Source organism: Streptomyces sp. W16, assembly GCF_033194735.1.
Classification (GTDB): domain Bacteria; phylum Actinomycetota; class Actinomycetes; order Streptomycetales; family Streptomycetaceae; genus Streptomyces.
Window position 1 is genome coordinate 1 of the sequence record NZ_JAWOAI010000308.1, and the last position, 12004, is coordinate 12004.

Here is a 12004-nt window from a genome sequence, read left to right on the forward strand (position 1 = left end):
AGGCGCAGCAGCGCTGGCTGCCCGAGCTGTGGAACGGCCAGGCCTGGCAGCTGTGCGGCACCCCGCGCCGCGACCGGCACGAGGCCGAGCTGTACCTCGCGGCCCAGCGCCGCGGTTCGCGGGCCGCGATGGCGTACCGGCTCGTGCACGAGTTCACCGACTACGAGGTGCTGCGGGTCTGGGGCACACCGGTGCACGTCGACATCGAACCCCTGGGGAATCTCTGACATGGGCCCGTTGGCATGGAGTGCGGATGTCGTGGGCGGGCTCAAGTGGTGGCAGCGGGTGGTGCTGGTCGCGTGCCTGTGCGCGCTCGCGCTGCCGTTGTGGTTCGCCGCGAGAAACGTCTACCGGTTCGCCGAAGGCGACCGGACGATCACCGAGGGATACGTCCACTGTGACTGGAACGGCCCCTGCACGGGCACCTGGCGGCTGCCCGGCGGACAGCAAGGGCGTGGCGAGATAGCGGGGTTGAACTTCGAGTACGACGAGGAGCAGGTGACGGGCATACGGCTCTACGCCGGCCGGGACTGGGCCGTGACCGACCGCTCCGGCCTGGCCTTCGACGCGGCCTACGAGTTCGCGGGCGCCGCGATCGGCGTGGTGGTGGTCCTCTCGGTCGCCTGGTACAAGTCCCGCTAGCCGCCCTCCCCTTCCCGTTCCGGTTCCTGCTCCCGTTCCTGTTCCTGTTCCTGTTCCTGTTCCTGTTCCCGTTCCCGTTCCCGTTCCCGTTCCCGTTCCCGTTCGATGATCAACCGGGTCCGTTCCGCGTCCAGTTGGTACACGGTCTCGTGCGCCCGTGGGTCCCGCGCGTGGAAGGTGTGGAACATCGGCCCGGTCTCACCGCCCAGTTCCACCCGCGAGGCCGAGGCCCCGCGCACCGCCCGCTCCGTGCCGGGCGCGGTCGTCAGGTCGATCCGGTTGACGACACCCGGCGTGACCCAGACCGGCGTCGCCTCCAGGAAGCCGAAGAGCTGGAGGTGGAAGTGCCCGGTGAGGACGACCCGTACGTCACTCCCCCGGATCGCGTCCGCCAGCTCGCCGGGATTCCGCAACCCGAAGGCCTGTTGGGTCGGCACGTCGAGGGCGATCGGCGGATGATGGAAGGCGAGGACGGTGCCGTTCCCGAACGGCGTGCTCAACTCCTCCTTCAGCCAGTCCAGTTGGCCCCGGCTCAGCCGCCCGTACACCTTCCCCGGCACCAGGGAGTCGAGCGTGATGAACCGGTACCCGCCCACGTCACTCACGGCCGCGCACGCGAACTCCACGGGAAACACGGCGGAGACGACCCGGTCCGTGCCGTCCGCGGCCAGGTGCCCGCTCCCCAACACCTTGCCGAACGCCTCGCGTTCGTCGTGGTTCCCGGTCGTGTAGAAGACCGGCACCCCGCCCATCCTCCGCGCGAACCCTCCCACGAGCTCCCGTACGGCCGTGTACGCCTCCACCGCCCCGTCGTTGGCGAGGTCCCCGGTGACGACGATCGCGTCCACACCGCGCTGGTGCCGCAGTTCGGCGAGCATCAGCCGCAGGGAGTCGGTCGCGTCGACGCCGTGCCGGTTGGGGGCGTCGGTGCGCTCCAGGTGGGTGTCGGACAGGTGGAGAATCTTCATGTTCCGGCACGCTAGCCCGAGTTGGGGAGGATCAACAGAGGCGGAGGCCGGGGCGTGGGCTCAATGGGCGGCCGGGCGCCACATCGTCGTGACGACCTGGCCACCGGGGGTGACGATCTCGCCGCGGGCCTCGAAGCCGACGCTCTCGTAACGCCTGTTGTTGGCCGGGTTGGTCGACTCCAGGTACACGGGGGCGCCGAGCGCGTCGACCCGGGCGAGCCCGTCGGCCAGCAGTCCCATGCCCAGCCCCTTGCCCCGGTGGTCGGCGTGCGTGCCCAGGATCGTGAGGTAGAAGAACGGCTCGGCGGGATGCGCCGCCTCGAACCGCTCCCCCACCACCGTGATCGCCCGGGCCGTCGCCGCGTCCGTGACCGCGGCCAACCGCCCTTCAAGACCGGCGGCCTCCTCCTCGGTCAGCTCGACACCGCCCGGCGGAATGAAGACCGCCGCGGCCTCGACGTCCGGTGTCACCAGCGTCCAGGGGTAGCGCAGCGCGGAGCCGGCGTAGACCCGCCACATCACGGCCGCCTGCTCGGCCCGCCGCCGCTCGTCCGGGAACGCGGGCCCCCAGACCGGGTCGTGGAGGAAGGCACTGGTGAAGGTGGCGACGACGGCGTCGAGATCGACGATGGTGGCCACCCGGCCGGCGGAAGTCATACGATCCACCGTACGCACGCCCACGGAGCTTCGCGCACGAGGGGACGACAGCCGGAGCAGCAGGGCGGAGAAGACATCATGGGGTTCCCCAGCGACCCGGACACCGGTGCCATGTGGGCCGTACTGCTGGTGGCGCTGGGTCTGCCCGCGCTGTTGTACGCGGGCATCGCCCGGTTCACCGGGCACGGGCGCAAAGGGGGCGCGGTCTGGCGTCCGTTGAACGACCGGCTCTACCTGGTCTGCGCCCTCCTCGCAGTCGTCGGCCACGCGGGCGGCTCGGTCGTGGTCGGGAGCTGGGGAGACCTGTTCGGATTCATGCCGACCGCGTTCATGGGCGGCTGCTTCTCCAGCGCCCTCGCCTACACCTGCGTCGGGGACCAGGAGGGTCGTGCGCTGCGTCCCGAGCTCCTGCCGCTGGCGCCGTACGCCCTCGCCCTCGGTTTCTTCGGACGCATCGCGGGCTGAGCCGCCGGGACCGCCAAGGGCCCCGGCCGGCATTGCTCAGCCCGTCCGGCGTTTGAGGACGAGGCCCCTTCAGGGCCGACGGGGGTCTGGGGGCGCAGCCCCCAGGAACGGCGCGCACCCCCACCGGCCGCACAACAAAAGCCCAGTTCAGCTCAGCGAGCGCAGCGCCGCCGCGTCGTACGGTGCCAGCTCGTCCACCCGCCCGGCGAGAACCTTGGCGGCCCACTCCGGGTCCTGGAGCAGTGCCCGCCCCACGGCCACCATGTCGAACTCGTCGCGCTCCAGGCTGTCGAGGAGGTCGTCGATGCCCTTGAGCGGGGCGCCCTCGCCGCGGAAGCCCTTGAGGAAGTCGCCGTCGAGGCCGACCGAGCCGACGGTGATGGTCTGCTTGCCGGTGAGCTTCTTGGTCCAGCCCGCGAGGTTGAGGTCGGAGTCGTCGAACTCGGGGAGCCAGTAACGGCGGGTGGAGGCGTGGAAGACGTCCACGCCGGCCGCGGCGATCGGCGTGAGGATCGCCTCCAGCTCCTCCGGGGACTCGGCGAGCCGGGCACCGTAGACGTCCTGCTTCCACTGCGAGTAGCGGAAGATGATCGGGAACTCCGGGGAGACGGTCTCGCGTACGGCGGCCACGATCTCCGCCGCGAACTTGGTGCGGGCGACCGGGTCACCGCCGTAGGCGTCCGTACGGCGGTTGGTGCCCGCGTACAGGAACTGGTCGATGAGGTAGCCGTGGGCGCCGTGCAGTTCGACGCCGTCGAAGCCGATGCGCTCGGCGGCGGCAGCGGCCTCGGCGAAGGCGCCGATGACGTCGTCCAGGTCCCGCTGCGTCATGGCCGTGCCGGTGACCTCGTCGCTGCCGATGCGCAGCCCGGACGGGCCGACCGCGGGGGCCTCGGCGTAGGGCGGCTGGCCCTGCTCGCGGACCATGCCGATGTGCCACAGCTGCGGCACGATCGTGCCGCCCGCCGCGTGCACGCCCTCGGCCACCTTCGCCCAGCCCGCGAGCTGCTCGGTGCCGCTGAAGCGCGGGACGCGGTCGCTCTGCCCGGCCGACTCGTGACCGACGTACGTGCCCTCGGTGACGATGAGACCGACGCCCGCGGCGGCCCGGCGGGAGTAGTACCCGACCACGTCCTCACCGGGCACCCCGCCCGGCGAGAACTGCCGGGTCATCGGCGCCATCACGATCCGGTTCGGGACGGTCAGGCCGTTGAGGACGATCGGGCGGGCGAGGACTTCGGCCGCTCGGGAGGCGGGGGCGGTCGTAGACACGAGTGGGGGCTCCTCGGGAGTACCAGGTACCAAGTGGTATGTGCGTATGCATCGATCATGCGTCAACAACAACCCCCGGGCCAAGCCCGTCATTCCGACCGTCCCACTCCTCGGCCTGTGATCCCGGACACGCCCGAGGGCGGCACCCCCTGCCAGAAGCAGGAAGTACCGCCCTCGGTAAGACCGTTGATCAACCCGAAGGGGTCGGTCAGAAGTCCATGTCTCCGCCCGGCATGCCGCCACCGGCGCCCGCGCCGGCACCGGCCTTCTCCGGCTTGTCGGCGATGACGGCCTCGGTGGTGAGGAAGAGCGCGGCGATGGACGCGGCGTTCTGCAGGGCAGAGCGCGTGACCTTCGCCGGGTCGATGATGCCCTCGGCGATCATGTCCACGTACTCACCGGTCGCGGCGTTGAGGCCGTGACCGATGGGCAGGTTGCGGACCTTCTCGACGACGACTCCGCCTTCGAGACCACCGTTGACGGCGATCTGCTTCAGCGGGGCCTCAAGGGCCAGCTTCACGATCGCGGCACCGGTGGCCTCGTCACCTTCGAGCTCAAGCTTCTCGAAGACGTGGCCCGCCTGGATGAGCGCGACGCCGCCACCGGCGACGATGCCCTCCTCGACGGCCGCCTTCGCGTTGCGAACGGCGTCCTCGATGCGGTGCTTGCGCTCCTTGAGCTCGACCTCGGTGGCCGCGCCCGCCTTGATGACGGCGACGCCACCCGCGAGCTTGGCGAGGCGCTCCTGGAGCTTCTCGCGGTCGTAGTCCGAGTCGCTGTTCTCGATCTCGGCGCGGATCTGGTTGACGCGACCGGCAACCTGGTCCGCCGAGCCCGAGCCGTCGACGATCGTCGTCTCGTCCTTGGTGATGACGACCTTGCGAGCGCGGCCCAGCAGGTCCACGGTCGCGTTCTCCAGCTTGAGGCCGACCTCCTCGGAGATGACCTCGCCGCCCGTGAGGATGGCGATGTCGCCGAGCATGGCCTTGCGACGGTCACCGAAGCCCGGAGCCTTGACGGCGACGGACTTGAAGGTGCCGCGGATCTTGTTGACGACCAGCGTGGACAGGGCCTCGCCCTCGACGTCCTCGGCGATGATCAGCAGCGGCTTGCCCGACTGCATGACCTTCTCCAGGAGCGGGAGCAGGTCCTTGACGTTGGCGATCTTCGAGTTGGCGATCAGGATGTACGGGTCGTCGAGGACGGCCTCCATACGCTCCATGTCGGTGGCGAAGTACGCCGAGATGTAGCCCTTGTCGAAGCGCATACCCTCGGTGAGCTCCAGCTCCAGACCGAAGGTCTGGGACTCCTCGACGGTGATGACGCCTTCCTTGCCGACCTTGTCCATCGCCTCGGCGATGAGCTCGCCGATCTGGGTGTCGGCGGCGGAGATGGAGGCCGTAGAAGCGATCTGCTCCTTGGTCTCCACGTCCTTGGCCTGCTCAAGGAGGGCACCGGAGACGGCCTCGACGGCCTTCTCGATACCGCGCTTGAGGGCCATCGGGTTGGCGCCCGCGGCTACGTTGCGCAGGCCTTCCTTGACGAGAGCCTGGGCGAGCACGGTCGCGGTGGTCGTACCGTCGCCGGCGACGTCGTCCGTCTTCTTGGCGACTTCCTTGACCAGCTCGGCGCCGATCTTCTCGTACGGGTCCTCCAGCTCGATCTCCTTGGCGATGGAGACACCATCGTTGGTGATCGTGGGGGCGCCCCACTTCTTCTCAAGGACGACGTTGCGGCCCTTGGGGCCGAGGGTGACCTTGACGGCGTCGGCGAGCTGGTTCATACCGCGCTCAAGGCCTCGCCGCGCCTCCTCGTCGAACGCGATGATCTTGGCCATGTGAAGTGGTCCTCCCGGACTGGGGTGGATTGCTCCGGACCGCGCTGGCGCCCGCGACGGACGGCTCGCCTGCCCCGTGGATCCTTGCACCACCTGGCCTGCGGGCCTCACCGACCCGATCCTTCGTTATCACTCTCACCTGCAGAGTGCTAACGCCAATGATTAGCACTCGGCATGGTCGAGTGCAAGGTGCGCCCGCGAAGCGGGCTCGTTGAGGGGTGGTGGTCGGGCGACGGGTGGGCGCAAGCGGCTCCCGTGTTCTGGGCACCTTGGCTCCCGCGCGCGAGAGGCACGCTCCGGGCATGCCGAAGGGCCCGTACCCCAGGAGGTGACCCCCCAGGAGTACGAGCCCTTCGGTGAGGAACGAAGAACGTCGCTGCTGTTCGTCGGCGCGTGCTTCAGCTGGTCGCGAGCCGGACCATGTCCGCCTGCGGCCCCTTCTGACCCTGCGAGATCTCGAAATCGACCCGCTGACCCTCTTCCAGGGTGCGGTAGCCGTCCATCTGAATCGCGCTGTAGTGGACGAAAACATCCGCACCACCGTCGACCGCGATGAAGCCGTACCCCTTCTCCGCGTTGAACCATTTGACGGTGCCCTGAGCCATGCCTAACTCCCCTATTACTGGCCCTTGCACGGATCCACACTTCGCGGATCCGGGTCAGACCTCACCCCCCACAGGATTGGGGGCGTGCGCCGGAACGCGTCGACCGCGGCCGAATGTATCCGTCCAACTGCCGTCTGCAACAGGTCAATCCGACGAGAATTCCGGGCAGGACCGGTCGGGAATTTACGGAGAATTCGTCCGACTTCAGGGCAAGTCGGGCCGGATAAAGGGCATATAAGGCGCAAAATACCTGCACACTTTGGCTACTTCTCATCGCACGCGGAGCCGGTGCTCATATGCGTTCGGCATGCGGAGTGGAGCGCGTTCCCCAACTGTACCCCGCTCAACCATAGAGAATTGCCCCCTCCGCTTCTCTCGCGGAGGGGGCAATTCGATGAACGCTCGGTAATCGGCATTACCTAGGGTAAGCGCCGAGCCGATTAAGCGGTCGCTCAGCCGCCTGCACTGTGCTCGATGGTCAGCCTCCGGCGACGGCCGGGATGATCGAGACGCCGGCCCCGTCCGGAGTCGCCGTCTCCAGCCCCTGCTCGAACCGCACGTCGTCGTCGTTGACGTACACGTTGACGAACCGGCGCAGCTTGCCCTGATCGTCGAGCACGCGGGCGGAGATCCCGGTGTGGTTCTTCTCCAGGTCCGTGATGACCTCGGCGAGGGTGGCACCCTCGGCGGGAACCTCGGCCTGCCCGCCGGTGTAGGTGCGCAGGATGGTGGGGATGCGGACAGAAACGCTCATGCTCAAGACCTCCGGTCAGGTACGGCTTTTGTCTTTAGGGGCGCGGGGAACTGCGCGACCGGCCCCCACCGGCCCGCAGACGAACAACGACGCTTACGAGGCGAGTCCAGCTTCCCTGAACGACTCAAGACTCGGCCGGATAGTCGCGGTGAGCCCGGTACCGGCAACCGCATCCAGCGTCTTGAGCCCGTCGCCCGTGTTGAGGACCACCGTCGTGAGGGTCGGATCCAGCAACCCGTTCTCGATCAGCTTCTTCGCCACACCGACGGTCACCCCACCCGCGGTCTCCGCGAAGATCCCCTCGGTCCGCGCAAGCAGCTTGATCGCGTCGACGACCTGCTCGTCGTTGACGTCCTCGACAGCCCCACCGGTCCGCCGGGCAATGTCCAGCACGTAAGGACCGTCCGCCGGGTTCCCGATGGCGAGGGACTTCGCGATGGTGTTCGGCTTCTGCGGCCGTACGACGTCGTGCCCCGCCTTGTAGGCGACGGAAACCGGCGAGCACCCTTCCGCCTGCGCCCCGAAGATCTTGTACGGCTTGTCCTCGACGAGCCCGAGCTTGATCAGCTCCTGCAGCCCCTTGTCGATCTTCGTGAGCTGCGAGCCGGAGGCGATGGGAACCACGAGCTGGTCCGGAAGCTTCCACCCCAGCTGCTCGCAGATCTCGTACGCCAGGGTTTTGGAGCCCTCCGCGTAGTACGGCCGCAGGTTGACGTTGACGAAGCCCCAGCCCTCGCCGGCCGGGTCGCCGATCAGCTCGGAGCAGAAGCGGTTCACGTCGTCGTAGTTGCCCTCGATGCCGACGAGCTCGCCGCCGTAGATCGCGGCCATGACGACCTTGCCCTCTTCCAGGTCGTGCGGGATGAACACGCAGGAGCGGAAGCCGGCCCGGGCGGCGGCGGCACCGACCGCGCCCGCGAGGTTGCCGGTGGAGGAGCAGGAGAGGGTGGTGAAGTCGAAGGCGCGGGCGGCCTCGATGGCTTGGGCCACGACGCGGTCCTTGAAGGAGTGCGTCGGGTTGCCGGAGTCGTCCTTGACGAACAGCTTGCCGGCGTCGACGCCCAGTTCGCGGGCGAGGTTGTCGGCCTGGACGAGCTTGGTCCAGCCGGGGTTGATGTTCGGCTTGTCGGCCACGTCGGCGGGGACGGGCAGGAGGGGCGCGTAACGCCAGATGTTCGCGGGGCCCGCTTCGATCTGCTTGCGGAGCTCTTCGGTGTCGTAGGCCGAGAAGTCGTAGGCGATCTCCAGCGGGCCGAAACACTCCTCGCAGGCGAAGACCGGGCCGAGCGGGACGCGGTGGCCGCACTCGCGGCAGGAGAGCGCGGTGGCGGGGCCGAGATCAACGGCGTCTACGGGGTTCGTGGTGCTTGCAACAGTCTGCGCAGCCATGGAGGCGAGGCCCTTTCCTCATCTTCCTCACGACGCGTTTCGCCGTGAGACGGATTTGGCACCTTCCCGAGCCGGGAGCCTCGGCACATGTAGATGTACATGCGACAAGACCGGCTGGAGGGTTGCCGGGGCTTCAACGGGCCGTATCCCTCTGCCCCTCTGGATGAGCGGTGTTCAGTTGTGTATGCAATTGTCTCGCCGACGGCCCCCGACATGCGATGGTCATCAGCGTTGTTCAAGACTGTAACCGAAGGCCAGGACAGTTGAGTGAGCCGTCCGAACCGCGAGATGGATCACACACTCACTGTCTGTGACCAGCCCTCGCCGAGAGAACGCAGAGGAGCCGCGCAACGTGCTGAAGGAAGTCGAGCACTGGCTGAGCACCCGCTCCTGGTCCCTGACCGATCGGCCGCTCCACAAGATCCTGGCCGCGAAGCACCGCACGGGCCAGTCGGTCTCCGTCGTGCTGCCCGCGCTCAACGAGGAAGCGACGGTCGGTGACATCGTCGCGATCATCCGTCACGACCTCATGCAACAGGTCCCGCTCGTCGACGAGATCGTCGTCGTCGACTCCGGGTCCACCGACCGCACCTCCGAGGTGGCCGCCGCGGCGGGCGCCCGGGTCGTGCACCGCGACGACATCCTGCCCCGCATCCCCGCCGTGCCCGGCAAGGGCGAGGTGCTGTGGCGTTCGCTGCTGGTCACCAGCGGCGACATCGTGTGCTTCATCGACGCGGACCTGAAGGAGTTCTCCTCCGACTTCGTCACCGGGATCGTGGGCCCGCTGCTCACCGACCCCGGCGTCGACCTCGTCAAGGCGATGTACGACCGCCCGCTGGGCGGCGCGGCCGGCCAGGGCGGCCGGGTCACCGAGATGATGGCCCGCCCGCTGCTGAACATGCACTGGCCGCAACTGGCCGGATTCGTACAGCCGTTGGGCGGCGAGTACGCGGCCCGCCGCTCACTGCTGGAGCAACTCCCGTTCCCCGTCGGGTACGGCGTCGAGCTGGGCATGCTCGTCGACGCGCTGCACCTGGTGGGTCTGGACGCCCTCGCGCAGGTCGACGTGGGTGTGCGCAAGCACCGGCACCAGGACGGGCAGGCGCTGGGGCGGATGGCCGCGCAGATCTACCGCACGGCACAGCTGAGGCTGGCCCGCGGGCATCTCATCCGGCCGTCCCTCACGCAGTTCGAGCGGGGTCCGGACGGTTTCGAGCCGCGCACGTACTCCGTGGACACGGAGGAACGGCCGCCGATGGCGGACATCACCGAGTACCAGTCGCGCAAGGTGGCGTAGCCGGCGCGGGGCGGGCGGTCCGTATACGGACCCCTCCGGTCCGTTGTGACCCGTCCGTACGTTTGAGTGTTTCCGGGCCGGGCTAGGTTGTGCCGTATGGCTTCTACGTCGTCCCCCTCGTCCGCGTCCGGTGCAGCTCAGGTGCTCGTCGCGTCCAATCGCGGCCCGGTCTCCTACGAGGTGGGCGACGACGGTTCGCTGCGCACCCGGCGCGGTGGCGGTGGGCTGGTGTCCGGGCTGTCGGCGATCGGGCCGGACGCGGGGGCGCTGTGGGTCTGCTCGGCGCTGTCCGACGGCGACCGGGAGGCGGTACGGCGGGGTGTCGGCGAGGACGGCGTGCGGATGCTCGCCATTCCGGCCGACGTGCACGCCGACGCGTACAACGGCATCGCCAACTCCGTGCTGTGGTTCGTCCACCACATGCTGTACCAGACCCCGCTGGAGCCGGTCTTCGACGCGGAGTTCCGGCGCCAGTGGGCGTCGTACGAGACGTACAACCGGGCGTTCGCCGAGGCGCTGGCCCAGGAGGCGGCCGAGGGGGCCGCGGTGCTGGTGCAGGACTACCACCTGTGTCTGGTGCCGGGGATGCTCCGCGAACTCCGTCCCGACCTGCGGATCGGGCACTTCTCGCACACGCCCTGGGCGCCGGTGGACTACTTCCAGATGCTGCCGGACGACATCCGGGTGCGGCTGATGGAGGGCATGCTCGGGGCGGACCAGGTGGGGTTCCTGACCTGGCGGTGGGCGACGGCGTTCCAGGACTGCGCGGGCAGGGTCGACCCCGACCGCTGGGTCTCCACCTGGCCGTCGGGCGCCCCGCGGGCCATCGAGCACTTCGAGAGGGACGAGACCACCCACCAGGCGCGGATCGCCCGCCGGACACTGATCGGTGTCCACGGTCTCGGTGCCGACGCCGAGTTCCTGCACGCCCGCTCGCACCAGGCGGACGTCGAGGAGCGGATCGCCGCGCTGCGCGAGGAGATCGGCGAGGGCCGCAAAGCCATCGTCCGGGTGGACCGGACCGAGCTGTCGAAGAACATCGTGCGCGGGCTGCTGGCGTACCGGCAGCTGCTCGACGACCACCCCGAGTGGCGGGAGCGGGTCGTGCATGTCGCCTTCGCCTACCCGTCCCGGCAGGACCTCGCCGTCTACCGCGACTACACCGCCGAGGTGCAACGGGTCGCGGACGAGATCAACTCCCTTTACGGGACGCCCGGTTGGACCCCGGTCGTGCTCCACGTCAAAGACGACTTCGCGCGTTCGCTGGCCGCGTACCGGCTCGCCGACGTGGCCCTCGTCAACCCCATCCGGGACGGCATGAACCTCGTCGCCAAGGAGGTGCCGGTCGTCTCCGACGAGGGGTGCGTGCTGGTCCTGTCCCGGGAGGCGGGCGCGTTCCAGGAGCTGGGCAAGGACGCGATCGCCGTCAACCCGTACGACGTCATCGGCACGGCCGACGCCCTGCACGAGGCGCTCACCATGCCCGTCGAGGAACGCGCCGAACGGACGAAGCGGCTGGCCGCGGCGGCCACGGCGCTCCCCCCGGCCCAGTGGTTCCTGGAGCAGCTGAACGCCCTGCGCGATCAGTCCAGCTGAACGCCCTGCGGGATCAGCCCAGTTGAGCGGCCAGCGTCGACAGCAGGGCCACGACCCCCGCCGCGCCGTCCACCACCAGGTCCGCGCGTTCGCGTAGTTCTGTCACCTCGTCGTTGCCGCTGCACACGAGCAAGCCGGGGACGCCGTCGGAGCGGAGTTTCTCCACGGCGGCGAAGGCGGGAAGGTCGCCGAGGTCGTCGCCTGCGTAGAGGACGGACTCGGCGCCGGTCTCGCGGAGGTAGTCGGCGAGCGCGACGCCTTTGTCCATGCCGGGCGGGCGCAACTCCAGGACCAGGCGGCCCGGTTCGACGATCAGGCCGTGCCGGGTGGCGAGGTCGGTGAGGGGGGCGCGGAGGGCCTCGAAGGCGGCCTGGGGGTCGGTGGCGCGACGCGTGTGGACGGCGAGGGCGCGGCCCTTCTCCTCGATCCAGGTGCCCTGCCAGGCGCCGATCCCGTCGAGGAAGCCCGGGAGTTCGGCGCGGACGGCGGCGACACCGGGGTGCGGGGCGGGGGCGCTGACGG

At 69.2% G+C, this 12004-nt stretch carries 12 protein-coding genes, 1 pseudogene and 1 riboswitch; of the genes and pseudogenes, 5 read left to right on the forward strand and 8 right to left on the reverse strand.

All coding sequences use genetic code 11. The annotated features are described in order from the left end of the window. Both R6V09_RS32745 and R6V09_RS32750 read left to right on the forward strand, forming a co-directional pair. Nucleotides 1–227 (forward strand): annotated as a pseudogene (locus R6V09_RS32745) (hypothetical protein); the annotation flags it as partial. A gap of 1 nt (nucleotide 228) precedes the next feature. Further along, nucleotides 229–642, forward strand: a complete 414-nt coding sequence (locus R6V09_RS32750; protein WP_317885084.1) for a hypothetical protein — start codon at nucleotides 229–231, stop codon at nucleotides 640–642. On the opposite strand, the gene R6V09_RS32755 is transcribed toward R6V09_RS32750, so the two are convergent. Both R6V09_RS32755 and R6V09_RS32760 read right to left on the reverse strand, forming a co-directional pair. Then, entirely contained in the window at nucleotides 639–1610 is a 972-nt protein-coding gene (locus R6V09_RS32755) for a metallophosphoesterase (RefSeq protein ID WP_317885085.1), read from the reverse strand. The genes R6V09_RS32750 and R6V09_RS32755 overlap by 4 nt on opposite strands. 60 nt (nucleotides 1611–1670) lie before the next feature. Continuing rightward, on the reverse strand, nucleotides 1671–2267 hold the full coding sequence (locus R6V09_RS32760; RefSeq protein ID WP_317885086.1) for a GNAT family N-acetyltransferase: 597 nt from the start codon (nucleotides 2265–2267) through the stop codon (nucleotides 1671–1673). Between the two features lie 78 nt (nucleotides 2268–2345). On the opposite strand from R6V09_RS32760, the gene R6V09_RS32765 reads away from it, so the two are divergent. After that, a complete protein-coding gene (locus tag R6V09_RS32765) occupies nucleotides 2346–2732 on the forward strand; it encodes a hypothetical protein (RefSeq protein ID WP_317885087.1) in 387 nt (128 codons plus the stop codon). Nucleotides 2733–2879: 147 nt separating this feature from the next. On the opposite strand, the gene R6V09_RS32770 is transcribed toward R6V09_RS32765, so the two are convergent. The 5 genes from R6V09_RS32770 to thrC form a co-directional block, all read right to left on the reverse strand. Next, nucleotides 2880–4004: an NADH:flavin oxidoreductase gene (locus R6V09_RS32770; protein ID WP_317885088.1), complete on the reverse strand. Its 1125-nt coding sequence runs from the start codon at nucleotides 4002–4004 to the stop codon at nucleotides 2880–2882. 208 nt (nucleotides 4005–4212) lie between these two features. Beyond that, complete coding sequence (gene groL / locus R6V09_RS32775; protein ID WP_200690012.1) at nucleotides 4213–5841, reverse strand: chaperonin GroEL; 1629 nt, start codon at nucleotides 5839–5841, stop codon at nucleotides 4213–4215. Nucleotides 5842–6239: 398 nt separating this feature from the next. After that, nucleotides 6240–6446: a cold-shock protein gene (locus R6V09_RS32780; RefSeq protein ID WP_019057200.1), complete on the reverse strand. Its 207-nt coding sequence runs from the start codon at nucleotides 6444–6446 to the stop codon at nucleotides 6240–6242. 478 nt (nucleotides 6447–6924) lie between these two features. After that, complete coding sequence (locus R6V09_RS32785) at nucleotides 6925–7200, reverse strand: MoaD/ThiS family protein (protein WP_317885089.1); 276 nt, start codon at nucleotides 7198–7200, stop codon at nucleotides 6925–6927. 93 nt (nucleotides 7201–7293) lie between these two features. Further along, nucleotides 7294–8589, reverse strand: coding sequence for a threonine synthase (thrC, locus tag R6V09_RS32790; RefSeq protein WP_317885090.1), 1296 nt, complete (start codon nucleotides 8587–8589; stop codon nucleotides 7294–7296). 15 nt (nucleotides 8590–8604) lie between these two features. Further along, nucleotides 8605–8759: riboswitch (SAM riboswitch) on the reverse strand. A gap of 182 nt (nucleotides 8760–8941) precedes the next feature. Between thrC and R6V09_RS32795 the strand changes: the two genes are divergently transcribed. Both R6V09_RS32795 and R6V09_RS32800 read left to right on the forward strand, forming a co-directional pair. Beyond that, nucleotides 8942–9886 (forward strand): glucosyl-3-phosphoglycerate synthase, encoded by a 945-nt coding sequence (locus R6V09_RS32795; RefSeq protein WP_317885091.1) that lies wholly within the window; start codon nucleotides 8942–8944, stop codon nucleotides 9884–9886. Nucleotides 9887–9982: 96 nt separating this feature from the next. Then, entirely contained in the window at nucleotides 9983–11482 is a 1500-nt protein-coding gene (locus R6V09_RS32800) for an alpha,alpha-trehalose-phosphate synthase (UDP-forming) (RefSeq protein WP_317885092.1), read from the forward strand. A gap of 13 nt (nucleotides 11483–11495) precedes the next feature. Here the strand turns inward: R6V09_RS32800 and R6V09_RS32805 are convergent. Beyond that, on the reverse strand, nucleotides 11496–12004 hold a 509-nt coding region (locus tag R6V09_RS32805), incomplete at its 5' end, for a trehalose-phosphatase (RefSeq protein WP_317885093.1).

What these genes read in the sequence shown, in the direction of transcription:
- R6V09_RS32750 (WP_317885084.1), top strand. Translation starts at nt 229, where the DNA reads ATGGGCCCGTTGGCATGGAGTGCGGATGTCGTGGGCGGGCTCAAGTGG.
- R6V09_RS32780 (WP_019057200.1), bottom strand. Translation starts at nt 6,446, where the DNA reads ATGGCTCAGGGCACCGTCAAATGGTTCAACGCGGAGAAGGGGTACGGC.
- R6V09_RS32785 (WP_317885089.1), bottom strand. Translation starts at nt 7,200, where the DNA reads ATGAGCGTTTCTGTCCGCATCCCCACCATCCTGCGCACCTACACCGGC.
- R6V09_RS32800 (WP_317885092.1), top strand. Translation starts at nt 9,983, where the DNA reads ATGGCTTCTACGTCGTCCCCCTCGTCCGCGTCCGGTGCAGCTCAGGTG.
- R6V09_RS32765 (WP_317885087.1), top strand. Translation starts at nt 2,346, where the DNA reads ATGGGGTTCCCCAGCGACCCGGACACCGGTGCCATGTGGGCCGTACTG.
- R6V09_RS32755 (WP_317885085.1), bottom strand. Translation starts at nt 1,610, where the DNA reads ATGAAGATTCTCCACCTGTCCGACACCCACCTGGAGCGCACCGACGCC.
- thrC (WP_317885090.1), bottom strand. Translation starts at nt 8,589, where the DNA reads ATGGCTGCGCAGACTGTTGCAAGCACCACGAACCCCGTAGACGCCGTT.
- groL (WP_200690012.1), bottom strand. Translation starts at nt 5,841, where the DNA reads ATGGCCAAGATCATCGCGTTCGACGAGGAGGCGCGGCGAGGCCTTGAG.
- R6V09_RS32760 (WP_317885086.1), bottom strand. Translation starts at nt 2,267, where the DNA reads ATGACTTCCGCCGGCCGGGTGGCCACCATCGTCGATCTCGACGCCGTC.